The 18691-nt window shown below is 59.9% G+C and carries 14 protein-coding genes; 4 read left to right on the top strand and 10 right to left on the bottom strand.

Annotation, left to right across the window (positions count from 1 at the left end; genetic code table 11):
• Positions 1–43: 43 nt before the first annotated feature.
• From AC1DM5_RS26105 to AC1DM5_RS26060, 10 genes are all read right to left on the bottom strand, one after another.
• Positions 44–1339 (bottom strand): ABC transporter substrate-binding protein, encoded by a 1296-nt coding sequence (locus AC1DM5_RS26105; RefSeq protein ID WP_477820674.1) that lies wholly within the window; start codon positions 1337–1339, stop codon positions 44–46.
• 16 nt (positions 1340–1355) lie between these two features.
• Positions 1356–2198, bottom strand: a complete 843-nt coding sequence (locus AC1DM5_RS26100) for a metallophosphoesterase family protein (protein ID WP_477820673.1) — start codon at positions 2196–2198, stop codon at positions 1356–1358.
• 111 nt (positions 2199–2309) lie between these two features.
• Positions 2310–2951: a TetR/AcrR family transcriptional regulator gene (locus tag AC1DM5_RS26095; protein WP_477820672.1), complete on the bottom strand. Its 642-nt coding sequence runs from the start codon at positions 2949–2951 to the stop codon at positions 2310–2312.
• A 166-nt stretch (positions 2952–3117) separates the two neighbouring features.
• Positions 3118–4842 (bottom strand): peptidoglycan D,D-transpeptidase FtsI family protein, encoded by a 1725-nt coding sequence (locus AC1DM5_RS26090; protein ID WP_477820671.1) that lies wholly within the window; start codon positions 4840–4842, stop codon positions 3118–3120.
• Positions 4843–5427: 585 nt separating this feature from the next.
• Entirely contained in the window at positions 5428–6738 is a 1311-nt protein-coding gene (locus AC1DM5_RS26085) for an HlyD family type I secretion periplasmic adaptor subunit (protein WP_477820670.1), read from the bottom strand.
• A complete protein-coding gene (locus AC1DM5_RS26080; RefSeq protein ID WP_477820669.1) occupies positions 6725–8572 on the bottom strand; it encodes a type I secretion system permease/ATPase in 1848 nt (615 codons plus the stop codon). The genes AC1DM5_RS26085 and AC1DM5_RS26080 overlap by 14 nt, the downstream gene beginning before the upstream one ends.
• A gap of 7 nt (positions 8573–8579) precedes the next feature.
• Positions 8580–9317, bottom strand: a complete 738-nt coding sequence (locus tag AC1DM5_RS26075) for a hypothetical protein (protein WP_477820668.1) — start codon at positions 9315–9317, stop codon at positions 8580–8582.
• Positions 9318–9393: 76 nt separating this feature from the next.
• Positions 9394–11793: a TonB-dependent receptor gene (locus tag AC1DM5_RS26070; protein WP_477975980.1), complete on the bottom strand. Its 2400-nt coding sequence runs from the start codon at positions 11791–11793 to the stop codon at positions 9394–9396.
• A gap of 373 nt (positions 11794–12166) precedes the next feature.
• Positions 12167–13183, bottom strand: a complete 1017-nt coding sequence (locus AC1DM5_RS26065; RefSeq protein ID WP_477820666.1) for a FecR family protein — start codon at positions 13181–13183, stop codon at positions 12167–12169.
• A 117-nt stretch (positions 13184–13300) separates the two neighbouring features.
• On the bottom strand, positions 13301–13801 hold the full coding sequence (locus tag AC1DM5_RS26060) for an RNA polymerase sigma factor (protein ID WP_477820665.1): 501 nt from the start codon (positions 13799–13801) through the stop codon (positions 13301–13303).
• Between the two features lie 421 nt (positions 13802–14222).
• Between AC1DM5_RS26060 and AC1DM5_RS26055 the strand changes: the two genes are divergently transcribed.
• The 4 genes from AC1DM5_RS26055 (at position 14223) to AC1DM5_RS26040 (ending at position 18630) form a co-directional block, all read left to right on the top strand.
• Positions 14223–14894 carry a L,D-transpeptidase gene (locus tag AC1DM5_RS26055; protein ID WP_477820750.1) on the top strand — a complete coding sequence of 224 codons (672 nt, stop codon included), beginning with the start codon at positions 14223–14225 and terminating at the stop codon, positions 14892–14894.
• A 13-nt stretch (positions 14895–14907) separates the two neighbouring features.
• The gene (locus AC1DM5_RS26050; RefSeq protein ID WP_477820664.1) at positions 14908–15444 is read left to right on the top strand and encodes an OmpA family protein; all 537 of its coding nucleotides are present in this window, start codon (positions 14908–14910) and stop codon (positions 15442–15444) included.
• Positions 15445–15731: 287 nt separating this feature from the next.
• Positions 15732–17042: a polysaccharide biosynthesis/export family protein gene (locus AC1DM5_RS26045; RefSeq protein WP_477975978.1), complete on the top strand. Its 1311-nt coding sequence runs from the start codon at positions 15732–15734 to the stop codon at positions 17040–17042.
• A 79-nt stretch (positions 17043–17121) separates the two neighbouring features.
• The gene (locus AC1DM5_RS26040) at positions 17122–18630 is read left to right on the top strand and encodes an O-antigen translocase (RefSeq protein WP_477820662.1); all 1509 of its coding nucleotides are present in this window, start codon (positions 17122–17124) and stop codon (positions 18628–18630) included.
• Positions 18631–18691 lie beyond the last annotated feature (61 nt).

The raw sequence follows: 18691 nt of genomic DNA, 5'->3' as shown, positions 1-18691 counted from the left end.
CTCGCCGCCGCCCCTCACCTTCCTCGTGAAGATCAAGATGGGCTTATGGCATCAGGTCCTGACCCTGCTCCTGCGCACTCTTCAGCACTTCGACCGGGTCGCCGCTTCCGAAGACAGATTCGCGAACACCGTCCATCATCATCTTTTCGACCTGGCGATAATTCGGTCCGGGAAAGGCGATATTGGCGGTCAGTCGGTCGAGCTGTTTGATGTTGGCCCGGAACATCGGATTTTCCTTGAGCCAGGGGCCGAGATAGTTCGGGTCGTCGACGATATCGAGGCGCAGCGGCAGGTAGCCGATCTTGCTGGTGATGATCGTGTAGGCTTCCTTGCTCGTCAGATATTTGAGGAGCTCATAGGAGGCGCGCTGCTTGTCGGGGTCCTTGCTGAAGACGAAGAGGGCACTGCCGGAATTGGTCGGCGCCGTCGGCTTGTCGCCAAAGGAGGGCATCGGTGCGAGCCGCAGCTCGAACTTGCCCTGAGCCGACTTCTTGACGCTGGAAAGCAGTGCGCTCGTGTAGAGGAACATGCCCATATTGCCCGCGGCAAACGTATCGGATGCGCTCGCCGGATCGATCTTGGCATGCGCGCCGCTGTCGACCATGTTGCGCAGCATCTTCACGGCATCCGCCGCGTCTTTGTCGGCAAAGGTCAGCTTGTTCCCGTCGCGCACCTTGCCGCCATTCGACATGACGATCGACTGATAGACGAAAGTGCCGTCGGTCGGGCCGTAGGCGCCAGGGAGGAAACCGTTCTTGCCTGTCTTCTCCTTGATGGCCTTGCCGGCAATGTTGATATCGTCCCAGGTCCTCGGCGGCTTGTCCGGATCGAGGCCCGCCTGCTTGAAGAGGTCGGCATTGTAAAACAGGATCGGCGTCGAGAACGTGTAGGCAAGGCCATAGGTCTTGCCGTCGACCTTGCCGAGCTCGAGGCCCTGCGGAATCATGCCGGCGAACTGATCCTTCAGTTCGTTCGCATCGACCATGTCTTCCAGCGCGTTGGCGCCGAGGTCGCTGGCGATATAGATCAAATCGCGGAACACCAATTGCGCCACGTCCGGCTGCTTGCCGGCAACGATGTCGGCCTGCACGCGCGACATGATCTCGTTGGACGGGACGGCGACGGTCTCGACCTTGATGTTGGGGAATTTCTTTTCGAAACCGGCGATCAGCTCCTTGGTCGCATCGGCCCCGGCGCTCGCAGAGGCGAGATTGTAATTGTAGAAGCTGATCGTCACCGGCTTGTCGACGGATGCGGGCATTCCGGCAAATATGCCTGACGGTAAGAGCGAGACGGCGGCGAGTGCTGCCGTGAACTTCAACGTGGTCCTGCGCAACATGGATGTCTCCTGAAATTTATTCGGCGGCGACGGGAACGGCCCGCGCCAACAGCATTTCGAGTGGATAGGTATTGAGTTCGGCGCGGTCGGATGGCAGCGGCACGAAGGCCATGGTGAGGCCAGACGGACGGATGGTACCGATGCCGAAAGAGGCGCCGCGCACCATGCGCAAAATGTCGGTGCGCAGAATATCGGTCGCTGCATGCTGGCCGGTGCCGACAACGACGGGGATGCCGTGCCAGACGGACACGCGGTCATGATGGATGTGGCCACTGAGGATGCCGATGATATTGCGGCCCTTGAGCAGCGATCCGAAGCGTTCAGACTGCGGAAAATGAATGGTTCGCCAGTGGGTTGTATCAGGTTCTTCACCTAGAGCCGGCGGATGATGAACGACGATCAGCTTCGGCAGGTCGGGATGCGTATCCAGTGTCGAGGCCAACCAGTCGAACTGTTCCGGATCGATCGTGCCGCCGATCAGTCCCGGTGTCGAGGAGTCGATTGTGACGATGTGGACGCCGTCCACGACGACATCGTGGTCGTAGGGGGCATCCGGATCTTCGGTCGCAACGCCCATGCCCTCGTAAAAACCGGGACGGGTGTCGTGATTGCCGAGCGCATAGATGACCGGCACGTCGATGCGTGCATCCATGATCTCCTTCAGTCGACGGAAGCTCTCCGCATCACCGCGGTTGGTGAGGTCGCCACTGGCGATCACGAATTGCGGCTTAGGCGTGACTGTGGCGACCAGATCGAGCACTTGGTTGAGCGTCTCGGTCGTATCACTGTACAGATGATCGTCATCGGCGGTGCCGATGTGCAGGTCGGTCAGATGAATGAAAGTGGTCTCGCGGCGCATCGGAAGGCTCCCTGACGGTTCTCTGATGAAAACCGATAGAGGGGGCGTGTTTCGCAGGCGTGACGGAATTCGAATGCTGTTCGAAAGAGTTTAGGACYTCATCCGCGCAGATCAGCAAGTCCGGCGGAACATCGGCGCAATCACCTCCACCATGCGCGCGATAACGAGATCCGGATTGTCGAGATCCATTTGACGATTGGTGAGAAGTTGCGTGCGCTGCCTGCTGCGGGTGACCTGCGAGCGGATGCCGAGCGCACAGTTCAGGCGCCAGCCGATATCCACTTCGTCGAGCCAGGGCGCGATCCGCTTCAATTGTGGAATGAAGGCTCGGTGATGCTCGACATCGTCGATGATGCGACGATAGTGAGGCGCACCGTCACGGTGGGAATGGGCCATCGAGGTGAAGTGCGACAGCACAGGATAGCTGGAGGTCGGATCGGTCGCCCAGCGGATCGACGGACCGACAAGGGCTGCAATCACCTCCTCGATATCGGGGGGATTGGGCGCCCGCCGATCGACGGCTTTCTGCAGCAGGCTCAGGCGCTCGGCGTTCAGCCGGCGATAGACGCGCTCGGCAACGGCGGTGATCAGTTCTTCCTGGGATCCGAAATGATAGGCGATCGCGGAGGGTGTCGCCTGCGCCTGGATCGCAATCCGGCGCGCGGTCAGCTCTTCGGGGGCATGCGCCTCGCAAAGCAGCAGCTCGCAGGCATCCATGAGGCGTTTTGCAGTGACGTTCGTTCGGCTGGACATGAGGCGCWCACCTTCGCCCAATGACCTAGGCCGCAAGTATGTAGCCCGGATGACGCAACGCGATGAAAGTTCGATGAACTTCATTGCCGGCAACGATGCCGTCAATAATTGCACTGCTCAGCAGCAAAAACCGCCACAGAAGATTTCAAACCGCGCCCGCCACCCATCAATATGAGGCCAGCAGGTTCTGCCCGAAATCTGGTTCGACGCCCAGAATAGGTGCGGCGCGGCTGATGATGTCATGCACCATGGGTGCTGCCGTATTCGTCGCGAAGGTGAGCCCGTGCTGGCCGGTCAGCGGTTCGTCGATGAAGGACAGCACGACATATTTCGGCGCATCGATCGGGAAGGCCGCGAGATAGGCGTTGAAGCTCAGCGTGTGCGAATAATGGCCGTTCACGACCTTGTTCGCCGTGCCCGTCTTGCCGCCGACATGGAAGCCGGGCACGTCGGCGGTACGTCCGGAGCCTTGTTCGCCATTGAGCTTGAAGAGGGCGCGGATCGTGTCGCTTGTGCTTTTCTTGACGATCTGCTGCTCGGTTTTCGCTGCTTCCTCGGCCGAGCGCGGCAGGAAAGTCGGCTCTATGAGCTCACCGCCATCGACGAGAGCGGCACCGGCAACAGCTGTCTGCAATGGCGTGGTCGCGACACCATGGCCGAAGGAGATCGTGATCGAGTTGATCTTCTTCCACACTTTCGGCTGCGTCGGTGTTTTCACCTCCGGCAGTTCGGTCTGCATCTTTGTCAAGAGGCCAAAGCGGGTCAGATAGTCCTTCTGACGATCCATGCCGACCAGATCCATCATCCTCGCCGTGCCGATATTGGAAGAATAGCGGAAGATTTCCGGAATGGTCAGCCAGCGGCGCGGCACATCATGGTCGTCATGGATGATGAAGCCGCCGTAGTGCAGCGGGCCGGTGGCATCGAAACTGTCGGAGAGTTTGACAGTGCCGCTGTCGAGCGCCAATGCCATCGAGAAGGTCTTGAAGGTCGAGCCCATTTCGAAAGTGCCGTTCGACATGCGATTCAGCCAGCCTTCGCTGCCGGTCGCCTGCGGGTCGTTCGGGTCGAAATCGGGAGCGGACGCCATGGCGAGCACTTCGCCCGTATGGATGTCGAGGATGACGGCGCCTGCGGCCTTGCCCTTGTAGGTGGTGATAGCATCGGTGACGACGTCATGAACGACATTCTGCGCCCGGATGTCGATCGACAGCCTCACCGGCTCCAGATTTTCGCGCACCGCAAGCCCGGTGGATTCCAGGTCAGAAAGCCCCTGCATGTCGAGATATTTTTCCATGCCGGCCATGCCCTTGTTGTCGATATCGACATAGCCGAGAATGTGGGCCGCCGTGCGCCCGCCAGGATAGAAGCGCTTCACCTCGGGGCGGAAGCCGATGGCGGGRAGGCCGAGAGCCAGAACCTCGCTTTGCTGCTTCGGCGTCAATTGGCGACGCAGCCATGTGAACTGCGAACGCTTGTCCGACAGTTTCTGGTAGAGCGTCTTTCGGTCGAGTTCCGGGAAAAGCTGCGTGAGCTTCTCGACCGCCTCATCGACATCGACCATATGGCTCGGCTCGGCAAACATCGAAACCGTACGGATATCGGTCGCCAGAAGCTCGCCGTTGCGGTCGAGAATATCCGGCCGGGAGGCCGTGATCGGATTTGGCGGAATGCTCGATGTCGTCGTATCGACGGCAAGGCCATAATAAATCAGCTTGCCGAACATTCCGGCGTAGACGATGCCGAGGACGCCTGCGAGGGTGACAATACGGCTTCTGGCTTGCCGTGCCGTTCCGGCGGTCTTGCGTGCGGCCCGCGTGAAGGGGGCAGATTCGAAGGTGAGCTTCACCAGCCGACCGCTTCTTACGCTGATACTATGAATGATCGACATTGCCACACACCGAGAACAGAACGCACTTGCGCATAACCCACCCGTCGGCATCGACTCTCGAAGGGGAGGCATGTGCGGATTTAAAGCCCTACGCGGTGGAACAGATTCTCACGGCTCTGGCAGAACGTTTAAACTTCCCTCCATCTGAGACCTGGATGGTTAACAAGGTCTTATCCGGCTGCGTGCATTTTTGTCGCAGCCGCTCTGCACCGCGCCAAGAACCACCGCAGGATTTAAAACGATTTTAAAATAATCGTCCCAAAAGCTAATCGATTTTAATTTTGTGGTTAAAATTTTCTTGTTGCAGCGCAAAAGAATTCGGGCCTAAATCCCTTCGAAGGGTCAATTTGCTCCTCGGAGGAACACGTATGACTGTGACATTTCCGCTRACTGAAAAACGCAACGCCGATGAGTTGCTCAAACATCTGATCCAGCACAACCTCTCTTACCCAGGAAGCTGTGCCGTTTCGCTCAAGGCTCACGTGGCCCTTGTCACTTCTTCCCTTACGTTCGCTCTCAGCACCGCCCGGACGGCTTGGTAGCGATCGACAGCCGGGCTTTGATTTCTAACGATCGCCTTCGGCCTCAGTCCTCCCGAAACGCTCGGAAGATTTGGTCGGAAAGCGGTTTGACGAGATAGGAAAGCGCGGTGCGGTCACCGGTTTTGATCATCACCTCGGCCGGCATGCCGGGGACAAGCGTGAGGGTTTTCAGCTTTTCTTTTTCTGCTTGTGGAATAGCGACGCGCACCAGGTAGTAGGACTGGCCGGACCGTTCATCGGTGGTCAGATCGGCCGCAATTCTACTGACAAGGCCGTTGAGTTCGGGCGTCGTACGAAGATTGAAGGCGGTCATACGCAACAAGGCGGCATGTCCGATCTGGATCTGATCCACATCCTTCGGCGCGATCTGAACTTCAAGGGCCAGATCATCCCCTTCCGGCACGATCAGCATGATCGGATCGGCAGGAGAGATTACACCGCCGACGGTATGGACTGCCAATTGGTGGACGATGCCGGATTGCGGAGCGACAATATCGATGCGTTTCAGGTCGTCTTCGGCTGCAACTTTGCGCTCGACATATTCGCCGATCTGCGCCTGGACCTCCCGCAATTCGCGACCGACTTCGGTTCTAAGATCCTGATCGATCTGCAGGATCTGCAGCCGCGTTTCCGTGATCCGGCCAGCCGATTGGGCTTGGAACGCAATCTTCTCGCCGCGTTCTCCGCCGAATGTCGCAGCCTGGGTCTTGAGGCCGTTCAGCCGCTGGTCGGAGACGATGCCCTGTTCGCGCAACCTGTTCAGAGCGGATATTTCCGTATTGAGAACCTCTATTCCCTCGCCATAAGCAACTTCCTGCGCCTTCAGCCCGGCAATTTCATGCTCGAACTGTGCGATGCGCTGATTGAGCTGGGCTTTCTGCCCTTCCCTCGCGTCGCGCCGAGACTGGAACAGACGAGACTCACTGTGGATGGCAGCAGCCACTTCCGGATCTTCGCGATCGGCAAGCAGCCAGTCCGGAAAAGCAATGTCATCTAGGTCGTCACGTTCGGCTTCAAGTCTCGCCAGCCGCGCAGCCAATTCGTTGAGCCGCTTCGTGACGATCGCCAGGTTGGAGCGGTTCTGGGTGGCGTCGAGGCGCATAAGCACGTCACCGACCCTGACCTCATCACCCTCTCCGACAAGGATTTCTCCGACGACCCCGCCGGTCGGGTGCTGGACTTTCTTGACATAGGAATCGACGACAAAATGCCCCGGTGCCACCACCGCTCCGGCGAGATCCGTCACCGAGGCCCAGGCCCCAGCGCCCCCGACCATTGCGAGCGAAGCGACGACACCCACCATCAGGTGGCGACGGATCGAGCGGCTGACTTCGCGGTCATCAATGTCTGACATCGGCATCCTCCTGACTATCCGGAGCTGCGCCATTTGCTGCATCGGATGTGGCCTGGGCAACGTTTGCGATCACTCGAAGCGGTGCGCTGCCGACGCCCGTTGCTTGAAAGCCCCGGCTCGCCGGCGGGCCCGAACCGCTCTTGAGAACTTTGGCAAGAACCTCGTCGCGGGGACCAAAAGCCTTTTGCCTGCCTCCCTCGATCATCAGCACATGATCGACGATCCCAAGCGCACTGGGTCTATGGGCAACGACGACGACGATGCCCTTGCGATCGCGGACCGCGGCAATGGCTCTCACGACAGCGGCTTCACCCTCGGCATCCAGATTGGCGTTAGGCTCGTCGAGGACGACCAGAAACGGATCGCGATAAAGGGCACGCGCAAGGCCGATGCGCTGGCGTTGACCTGCCGAGAGCGCAGCCCCGGCCTCGCCGATCTGCGTCTCATAGCCGAGTTCGAATTTCAAAATAAGCTCATGGGCACCGGCCGTGTGCGCCGCAGCGATGATCGCTTCCGCATCAGGGGCCTCCTCGAACCTCGCTATGTTTTCGGCGATGGTGCCGTCGAACAGTTCGACGCCCTGCGGGAGATAACCAATATGCTCGCCGAGTGCGGCGCCGTCCCACTGGTCAAGGCTTGCGCCATCGATCCGGACCTTGCCTGCCGATGGCTGCCAGGCGCCGACGAGGATGCGCGACAGGGTCGATTTTCCCGATCCGGACGGACCGATCACGCCGAGCGCGCTTCCTGCGGACAGAGAGAATCCGAGCCCGGCCAGCGTCGACTTTCTTTCGCCCGGAGGCACGACGGTCACAGCCTCGATGCGCAGCTCACGTTCGGGGCGCGGCAGAGCCGTAACGGGGTTGGCCTCGGGGATCTTGTCAAGCAGCTCCTGAAGCCTTGCCCAGCTCTGGCATGCCATCAGAAACGGCTTCCAGTTGCCGATCGCGAGTTCGACCGGGGCGAGCGCCCTGCCCATCATGATCGAGCTTGCGATCATGATACCGCCCGTGGCCTGCTGCGTGATCACGAGATAGGCACCGACAGCAAGGATGGCGGACTGCAGGATCATGCGCAGCGATTTCGACATGCTTCCCAAGCCGCCTCCAATGTCGCCAGCCCGGCGACTAGCAGAGAGATAGGCGGCATTGACCTTCAGCCATCGTTTGGCGAGCCGCGTTTCCAGCCCCATCGCGCGAACGACTTCCGCATTGCGACGCGTGCCTTCGAGGAGCCCGTTGCGGGTCATGTTCTGGGCAATGGTTTCGCGGATAGGACCTCGCGACAGGGTGTTCGTGATCAACGTCAGCGAGACGAGGATGACCGCGCCAGCAAGCGCCGTCACGCCGATCCAGACATGGAAGAGGAAGCATATGCCGAGATATAGAGGCATCCATGGAAGGTCAAAGAAGGCCGTCGGCCCCGTGCCGGACAGGAAGCCGCGGACATTGTCGAGATCCCGCAGCGGCTGCAGGCCGTCACCTTGGGCTCGACTGACCAACGGAAGGCGGATCACGGCCTCATGAACGCGGGCGCTGAGCTTTCCGTCGAACCGCTCGCCGATCCGCAGCAAGACACGGGCGCGGACGATATCGAGGACAGCCTGAAATGCGTAGAGGCCGGCGGCAAGCACCGCCAGACCAATCAGCGTCGGAACGCTGCCGCTTGCGAGCACGCGATCATAGACCTGCAGCATAAACAGAGGCGATGTCAGGGCAAGCAGGTTGATGACCCCGCTGATGAGGGCAATGGCAACGGCATTCGTCTTCAGCGGAAGGATCGCCGCCGCAGCGAAGTGCTGCGACGACGTCCGAACCAAAAACTGGTTCCTCATCGGCCGATCACGCGACGAAGATCAGATCGGAGCTGTCAAGCGTACCGCCGCCTGCAAAGGCAACGTCAATGCTGCTGCCGGCGTAGGAGATCGTCGAGCCGGAAATGCTGCCGCCAGCCGTGACGAAGTCGCTGTAATCATCCCAGCCATAACCGTCGAGAACGATCAGGTCGTTGCCGTCAACGAAGTCGGTGATGGTATCGTCGCCCCATCCGCCGGCATTCAGATCAGCGCGATAGTAGAAGGTGTCGAAGTCGCTCGCACTGGCGCCCGTCAGCACGTCGTCGCCGGCAAAGCTGTAGAGGGTCTCGCCGAGGCCGCCGCTATTGCCGGTCTGCGTCGTGCCCTGCTCACCGAGATAGTCGTAGAGATGCGTCAGGTCGGCGAAATTGGAAAGGTAGTAGATCGCATAGGTGAACGCCGTAGAGGTGGTGGCGTCCGACAGGTCGAGCGTCAGCACCGTGCTGAGATCGTAGCCGGCGGCCGTGCTGCCGGTCAGGTGCGAGCCGAATTCCAGCGTGTCGAGCGAGCCGACGAAGCCGCCCGGCGGAATATAGCTGAAATCGCCATTGAGAATGACGCCCGACTGGGCAGTACCGGCGTTGCCGGCGACCCACTGGTCATAAGGCGCCGAGCCCGGGCTGAACGAGCCATGGCTGCGATATGAGAAGGAGTTGAGCCACGTGGTTTCGAGATAGTTGACCCAATCGGGCGCACCGGCGGGGACCTGAATTCCTACACTCATTGTCTTTCTCCATTGATGGTTGGTCGTCCGTCGATCGACGAACCTCGGATCCGCGGCCTGCCGGCCGGGAAATTGCTTAGAATTTGAAGTTGAGCGATGCCGTCGCCGTGCGTCCCGGCCCGGGCAGACTGATGGTCCCGAGCGCTGGGACGTAAGCGACATCGGTGACGTTGTTGACGGCGAAGCGAAGCTTGACGGTGTCGTTGAACGCGTAGGACCCGTATATGTCGTAGAGCGAATAGTCTTCGGTGACGTAGTTGCTCGCCAGCACGCCGATATTGGGTGATGTGCCGCCGACATGGGTGGCGCGCCCGCCGATCGTCAGCTTGTCGTCGAAAAGCCGCATGCCCGCATCGATGGTGAACTTGTTGCGCGGCGGCACGAAAATGATCGAGGGCTCGATCTCGTAGCTCGTGCCGTCATAGCTGTAGCGGGTGCCGAAATCCGTCTTCAGATAGGTATAGGAAAGGCCGGCATACCATTTGCCTGCGTCGTAGCTCGCCTCCAGCTCGACACCCTTCATGCGCGTCGTGCCGTCGACATTGACATAGGAGGCATAGTCACGTCCGGTCTCGGCACGATGGACAGTGCCGAGCGCGATATAGTTTTCGATCTCGCGGTAAAAGCCGACAGCCTTCAGGCGCAGGCTGTCATCCGCGGACAAGAGCCCGTCGGCCGTGGTATTCACGCCAAGCTCGAAAGTGTTGCCTTCTTCGGCCACGAGATCGGGGTTGGGGGCGTTCTCCACGAGATTGACGCCGGGGTGACCACCCGTCAGGAAGGTTTCCATGATCGTTGGAGGGCGGAAGCTGCGCGAATATTTGGCGAAGGGCTGCAGCCAGTCGACGGGTTTGACGGCGAGCATGGCGGAGGGCAGCAGCGCGCCGTCCGAATTGTCGACAGGGATGACGTTTTCCGGGTAGACCGTCACGCGATCGATGGTGCCTGTCCAGATCCGGCAGGTCACGCCATTAGGGAAGTACAACCGGCATCTCCGGTTATCGATGGTCTTGACTTCCAGACCATAGAGCGATGCATCCCCCGAGAGATTATAGTAGTCGTAGCGCAGGCCGGCCTGCGCCATCAGCCAATCGTCATGTTCGAACGTGGCATTGGCAAAGGCGCTGTAGACATCGCGATCGCCGGATGGGGTTGTGCCGGTATAAGTGGCCGTCATGTCGACGCCGTTGAGGAAGTAATCCTCGAGCGTCTCCGTCTTGCCGCGGTCGAGGAAGGCCTCGACGCCATAGTTCAGCGAAAGCGAACCGCCTGACGTTTCGAAGCGGCTGGTATTGTCGATGCTGAAACCCAGTGTGCCAAGAGCGTAATTGACGGGAAAACCGTCGTCGTTGATGGCGGAGCCGTAGCGTTTCTCGCGGTTCCGCGTGTGGTTGTACCAGAGGCGGGCGTTGAGATCGATGAGTTCGCTGTCGGGATCCCAGTGAAGGCTGCTGGTGAGAGTATCGTTCAGAACCTGTTGCGTGTCTTCGTCGAGGTCGCCGTCATTGTTGTAGGAGCCCTGACTGAAGTCGGAATCGTTGCGAAGCCAGGTCAGTGACGCATCGAGATCGTCGGTGAGTTCCGCCTCGGCCTTCAGCAGGTAGGAGTAGGAGTCCTGCCCCGTGAAGATCGCAGCGCCGTCATGCACGGAGCTGTCATAAAGCTTGATGTCGCCATTCTCGCCGATGTCGTAGGCGCCGATCTTCTTGTGACTGATGCCACCGAGCACCGAGAAGCTGTCCGACAGTCGCACCGCCGCCATGCTTGCGCCATCGAACTGGAACTCGTTGGTGCCAACGGTCGCGTTTGACTCGCCGCCCCATTGGCGGCCGTCTTCTATGAGGTCATCGGCCTCGATGGTGCGGAAATTGACCGAGCCGCCGAGTGCACCGGCTCCGCCGACGCCAGACGTGCCGCTCTTTTCAACGTCGATTTCGCGGATGAAGGCAGTTTCGACATAGGTTCGCTGCGTCGATCCATGACCGTTGCGCTGAAAATTCTGCCTCGCCCCGTCGATCATGGTGACGACGCGGTTCTGATCCTGAAGACCGCGAATATTGACCGTGACGCCGGGGTTCTGTCCCTCGGAGCGGTTGGCATAGACACCGGCGGCCGTGTCGAGCAGGTCGCGCGCGTTGCGGGCGGGAGAGCTTTGAATAGCCTCCCTGGAGATGACGCTGACGCTTGCCGGTTCCTCGTAGACCCAGTCGGGCGTGCCGCGATAGCCCGCACCGGAACTTGCACGCCGGCCGCCTTTGATGACGATCGGAGCAAGCTGGGTAACACCATCCTCCTGCGGAATAGCATTCACGATCTCGCCGCCGCCGATCACCGCTGCGCCGCCATCTCCGGAGATATGGGCCGATACTCCCGTCCCCGACAGCATTCGATCAAGCGCAGCTGCAGGCGTCAATCGGCCAACGACGGCGCTGGTGTTCACCGAGCCTGTCGGCGCAGACGACAGCGTGATCTGCATGCCGGATTGACGCCCGAACGCACGGATCGCACTCGCCAAGGGTTGCGACGGGATATTGAAAGGGAGTGCTGCAGCCGCTTGGGCTCGGACCTGATCGGCCGGCGCCGACTGCGCGTGAGCGCTGGTCATGGCCGATAAAATTGCGAAAGTGGTTGTCGCCAACAACCGTGCACGCCGCACGCGCCCACCCGTTTGGCGCGCGCCGTTGAGCCCCAAAACCCCTACCCTCACTCGCATGCTCACTCTCGTCTCTCCAGTCGCCCGCGCCGACGTCTTGCCCGGCGCTTTCAACGAAATGACGATTAGTGCTCTGAGTTTTTTCAGAGTTTTGAGCGGATTCCGCTAAATCTTGATAATAATAGTCAAATTTTTTCTAGAACCGGCTGACGACGCGCGCGAGCGAGGATATCGAGCGGACCTTCCCGCCATAAGGTTCGACCAGCGCGCGCAGTGCCTGGTCGGGTTGCCTGAGACTGTAGAAGCCTGTGACCCGCTGATGGGCGAGTACCGTGTCGGGAACCGATATCCAGGCCGGGTGGTAGCGCTGGATCTGCTCGATCACCGAGCCGAGCGTCGCGTTGACGACATAGAGTTCGCCATTGCGCCAGTTGGCAATCTCGTCGACCGGGATCGTGTCCTTCGTCATGACGGCGCTGTTCGGATCGACGGTCAGCAGATCTCCGGGCACCAGCCGTTCGGGCGGGGTCGCAGACGAACCCTCAACAGATGCTTGAACGGAACCATGCGCAAGGCCAATGCTGGTCAGCCCGTCGGTGAGCTGCACATCGAAGGCCGTGCCAAGCACCTCGACGCGGACGCCATTTGCCTCCACCGTAAAGGGCCTGTCCTTGTCCGGCGCCACCTCGAAATACGCCTCACCGGCAAGAAGCTTGATGCCCCGCCGTCCGTCGCTGTAGCCCAAAGCTATCGAGGTCGCGGCGGCCATCGTTACCGTGCTGCCGTCCTGAAGGGTGATCGTGCGGGTCTCAGCCGTGGACGTTGAATAGTCGGCGCTTAGGCGAAGCAGAAGGCCGGGCGCAATGACGAGCCCAAGACAGAGCGCGGCCACGACCGCCGCTGCCACGGCAACCCGCCGCCATGGCGCGCGATGCCGAGCAACTGCCGGCTTGCGCATGTCGAGCCGGGCCTCCGATCTTGGCGCATACTCCCACTGCGATTGCATGGCCGGGAGCACCTGCCCCATCGCGGCCCAGGCCTTCTTCGTGCGCTCCCAGGCCAGGCGGTGTTCGCTATGGCTGCCCAGCCAGCGATCCAAGCGCGCTTTGAGTTCAGCGTCTTCCGGCCCTTCTTGCAGGAGAAGGAACCAGTCGGCCGCCACTATCAGCGCCTCGTCCGAAACATCAGGCCTTTTATCCGGTTCGACGACCATCAGTTCCCAGTCTTTCCTGTAGCCAAACCATGTCGCATCCCCGCTGTTTTACCGCTTCACGAACAATGACGTTTATCTCGCCCGTTTTTTTCACGCGGATTCGAGATCTTTAGCGGATCATCCCATTTTTTTGGCGAATTCGACAATTGCGGCTTTGATCAGCCTGTGAACGCCGGCCACCGAAATGTCGAGGTGGCTGGCGATGTCCTCCAAGCGGTATCCGCCGAAACGATGCATTTCCACGGCGATGCGCGCCTGTTCCGGCATTGCCGAAAGGATTGCCTCGACCTGTCTGACCTGATCGCAGAAGAGCGCGTTTTCCTCGGGTGTTCCCGTATCCAGGGGGAGCCCCCACCATGGTGTATCTTCCGGACGGGCCCGCAAGTCGCGCTTCTGGCGCCTGCGCACATCCAGCGCGAGGTTGCGCACCATGCGGAAGAGGTACGCCTTCAGCTTCTGGGGTGTGGCTGCGTCTTCCGGCACGAATTTTATGAAGACCTCCTGGACGAGGTCTTCCGCTTCCTCTCGCGAACCGACGATGGGCGTAGCGTATCGAATGAGGTCGGCGCGATGTGCCGCATAGACCGCATACCGCCGGTCGTCCTCCCTGATGCCCATAGCAATATCCATAAAGAAACGCGGAGATGAACAACCGGCAGGCCAGCCAAACGCCGGATTGCAAATTCCGCATATTTCGCAACGGGAGAGGTAAATCAAAAAAACTTGACAATTTCTAGCATGTTTTTTTCAAGATTGAATTTGCAGGAGTTTCTAAGTTGAGCGACGGTTTGATCAGCAGCTCGATGCACGGAACCGGGATCCAACTTCGCAAGGCCGCACAGTTCGTGGCCGCCTCCCGGCTATGTTATGCAGGTGGGTATAGCGCCGTTCTCTCCGAGTAACGATCAGAGCAACGCAGACCCCGGACATTAGCAACTCCACCTCAGTCTTTAGGGGATGAGAAGAGTTTTGTGTTGTGACAAATGAAAAATCTGATTTACTGGCACCGCGCTGCTTGGCTTTGAGGGGGATACGGCCGATGGTGTGGACTCGCAGGAATATTCTGCTTGGTGGACTGGCATTACTTGGCACCGGCGCGGCACAGAAACCGGCTCTTGCCCAGGCGGCTTCCTATTTTGCCGGCACCGCCGTTGACAATGGCGTCACGTTCCGAGCAACCAACTTCGCCAAGATCGACAAGCAATGGCACCGCCAGGTTGTCAAATATTTCAGCAGCGAGCCGATCGGCACCGTTGTTGTCGATACGCGTCATCATTTTCTCTATGTGATCATGGAGAACAAGACAGCCATTCGCTACGGCGTCGGCGTCGGTCGCGAGGGCTTCAAATGGTTTGGCCGCGCCACGATCGACAACAAATCGCTTTGGCCACGCTGGACACCGCCTCCGGAGATGCGCAAGCGTCATCCCGAACTGCCCGAATTCGTGGCGGGAGGCTCGCCGAAGAATCCACTCGGCCCCCGTGCCATGTACCTGCTGCGTGACGGCGTCGATACCGGCTATCGCTTCCATGGCACGTTGGAACCGTGGAGCATCGGCAAGGATGCCTCCAGTGGCTGCATCCGAATGTTCAACGAAGACGCCATCGATCTTTACCAGCGTTGCCCGATCGGCACCGCGGTGCAGGTTCTGCCGCATATTGCCGACCAGGCGCCCGCCGCCGAGGTCAGCCAGGCCACCCCGGTCGAATGAGGAAATCACCCTGATGTCTGTTTTGACCGCATATGCGAGGCGCCTTGCCGCGTCGGCCATGCTTCTGGCGCTCACGGCCTGCACCACCACCGATATCGCCTCCGTAGAGGAGCCTGCGACAGCACCGATGACCGGCCAGACCAACGATCCCGCACCCGGTTTCGAGAACGTCAAGGCTGGCAGTGAAGAGGATTTCATCCTCAGTGTCGGCCGACGGACCTACTTCACGCAAGATTCCGCCAAGCTCGATACCGTCGCCATGACAACGCTGGACAACCAGGCTGCCTGGCTGAACAGGAACCCGGCCTGGCTGATCAAGCTGCAGGGATTTGCCGATGATTCCGGTTCGGAGTCGAAAATGAAGACCCTGTCGCAGCAGCGCGCCGATGCCGTCATGGCCTATCTCGTCTCGAAGGGCGTCGACGCCAAACGCATGTGGGCCAAGGGTTATGGTGCGGACCGCGAAGTCCGCGACTGCACGCAACGTTCCTGCAAGGTGCAGAACAGGCGCGTCGTCGCCAATCTGCGCATGGAGCGCGATGCGATCTGATCGCAATTTCCTGGCTTATGACGTCAATCCGTGGGGACGCCTAACCCCTCCGCTTTCAACGGCCGTTCGGGAGCCGGGGACACATGTTCCCGCTCGATTTGGGTTGAAGCACGCTACCCCGTCTCATCAATAGTGATGAAGCCAAGCATCCGGCCTTCATCTTCCTCAAGGCTTCACCAGGCTGCACACTGATGTTGCGGCTTCGGACCCGGTGTTCGGCGTGCGCGCAGCGTCTAAGGCATTGAACCTGTATCCGATTAAGGATGCTTTGCAGGCTGGACATGTATATGAAGCTTTCGTACCGCGTTCCTCACATGTTCTTTCGTGCGACGTTTGCCGTCAGCGCACTCGTCTTTCTCACCGGCGCTGTGTCGCCAGCTTACGCCGACGGCACGCCCTTTGCTCCGCAAACGAAAATCCGTTTGACGGTCGTCCAATGGATGCCGTCCAAGGGCCAGTTCGAGCGATGGGATGCGATTGGCGGCGAATATACGATTTCGAATGAAGGCGCAGTCTCCCTGCCCTTTCTGGGATCGCTGTCCGTTGGAAATCTCGACAATGCTGGCCTTACCAACGAAATTGCCAAGCGCCTGCAGGAAAAGATGGGTTTGGCCCAGACACCTGCGGTCACCATCGACGTTCTCGACTATCCGTCCATTTATGTCGTGGGAGACGTAACCACGCCGGGGGAATACAAGTTTCGCTCAGGCCTCAGCGTCCTGCAATCTCTGGCCATGAGCGGCGGCCCACTGCGGCCGGGAGCACGGCAACGATCGCAGACCATCACGCTTGCCGGCGACTTGCGGGAAATCGACCATTCGCTGCTGCGCAGCTCTGCCAAGCTCGCGCGGCTGCAAGCGGAGATGGCCGGAGCAAAGGAGATAACCTTCGACCAGCCGCCCGCCGTCGACCAGCAATATGCCGCCAGTATCTATGACGAGGAGAGGGTCATATTTCAGGCTCGCGCAAGTGCGTTGGACAGGCAGTCGACGGCGCTTGTCGAATTGCGCAATCTCTTGAAGGCGGAAATCGATACGCTGGAAGAGAAGCTGAAGGGTTCGGATGACAATATCCAGTCGGTCGAGGAGCAGTTGACCAGTGTCAAGACGCTGGTCGAGAAGGGCCTCACGATCACCTCACGCCAGATGGATCTGGAACGGTTGCTCACCACCTATCGCTCCGACCGGCTCGACCTCGTCACGGCTATCATGCGGGGTCGCCAGGCGATCAACGAGACGACGCGCAATCTTGAGGGACTTTCCGACACGCGCCGGAGCGAAGTCGCTTCCGAGGTGCAAGCGGAAAAGGCCAACCTCGATCAGCTCAGATTGAAGCGCGACACGACACAACAATTGCTTCTTGAAGAACTCTCCAACGGCAGCAACGTGAGTGACAGCGGTGAAGAACTTCCGCTGACGTTCACCGTGAGCCGGYGGGACAACGGACAAGTCAATCAGTTCCAGGCCTCCGAAACGACGGAACTGGCGCCGGGTGACGTGGTCAAGGTAACACAGCCCCGCATCGCGGATGCGCCGTCCAAGGACGCCACTGCGCTGCCTGTTCAGACAGAGGCGCATATTAGTCAGGTGAGCCGGTGACGCGCGAAAAGCATGTGCCGCAGCCGCGCTTTCTGCGGACGGTTGAGCGTCATCACTGGATAAACGGCTAGGGCATCTGATGACTTTGCGCATGACCCCACCCAGCAGCCAGACCTACACCCAGATCCTCAAGTCGACGATGCTGATGGGCGGCTCTTCGCTCGTGAACGTCGCACTTAGCATTATCAGAAACAAAGCCATGGCTGTTCTGCTCGGGCCGGAAGGCGTTGGGCTCATGGGCCTTTACGGGTCAATCCTCGATATCGCGCAGGCGATTGCCGGGCTTGGCGTGGGAAGTAGCGGTGTGCGCCAGATTGCCGAAGCTGCGGGCACCGATGACGCAGAAAGGATCGCACGATCGGCGACAGTGCTCAGACGCATATCGATGGTGCTCGCATTGCTTGGTGCGCTCCTTCTCGCCGCGCTGGCATTCCCGGTCTCGAATTTCACTTTCGGCGACTACCAGCATGCCGGTGGCATTGCATTTTTGTCGCTGGCAATCTTCTGTCGGCTGGTCTCTGCAGGGCAGACTGCATTGATCCAGGGCCTGCGGGGCATTGCAGATCTTGCCCGCATCAACGTGCTTGCCGGGCTTTTCGGCACGGCGGTCAGCATCCCGCTGATCTATTTGTTCGGCATGCAGGCGATCGCACCGTCCCTCGTGGTGATCGCGGCTGCCTCAATCCTTCCGACCTGGTGGTACAGCCGGCGGATCTGCCCGCATCCCTCGCCAATGCCCGCGCGCCAGTTCGGCCGGGAAGTGTCGGCGCTGCTCAGACTCGGCTTCGTCTTCATGGCAAGCGGGCTTCTGACCTTCGGTGCAGCCTATGCCATCCGCCTCATCGTGCTGAAGGAGGGTGGCGTCATGGCGGCGGGATTGTATCAGGCAGCCTGGGGCCTTGGCGGCCTCTACGCCGGTTTCATCCTGCAGGCTATGGGAACGGATTTCTATCCACGGCTGACCGCAGCAGCGGACAACGATGCCGAATGCAATCGGCTGGTCAATGAACAGGCGGAAATCAGCATGTTGCTGGCCGGCCCCGGCCTGCTCGCCACGCTGACCCTGGCGCCACTCATGATGAGCTTGTTCTATTCCGCGGAGTTTCACGGGGCCGTGGATCTTTTGCGCTGGATCTGCCTTGGAATGATGCTCCGGATTATCTCCTGGCCAATGGGCTTCATTGTCGTCGCGAAGCGCACCCAGGCGATTTTCTTCTGGACGGAGGTGGCGGCCGCAGTCGTGCATGTCGGGCTCGCCTGGCTCTTCGTATCGCTGCTCGGCACGCCAGGAGCCGGCATGGCGTTTTTCGGCCTTTATGTCTGGCACAGCATCCTGATCTACGTGATCGTGCGGAAGCTTACCGGTTTTCGCTGGTCGGCCGGCAATCGCAGGCACGCTTTGCTTTTCCTGCCTGTCTCGGGACTGGTCTTCCTGGCGTTCTCGGTCCTGCCGCTATGGCCGGCCACAGCTATTGGCTCCGTCGCTGTGGCTCTCACCGGGCTCTATTCGCTGCGCATGCTGGTTGATCTGCTTCCGCCAGAATCCGTGCCAGCAATCATCCGGGGATGGATTGCGAAGTCTGCATAACGAACAATGCGCGCATCGGGTGATACGCGCATTGTTCGTCATCCCAAATATTACGTCATGC

The organism is Rhizobium sp. 01T437 (assembly GCF_056398505.1).
Note: the sequence above shows the minus strand (reverse complement) of the source record. Positions and strands in the feature narration are given on the sequence as shown.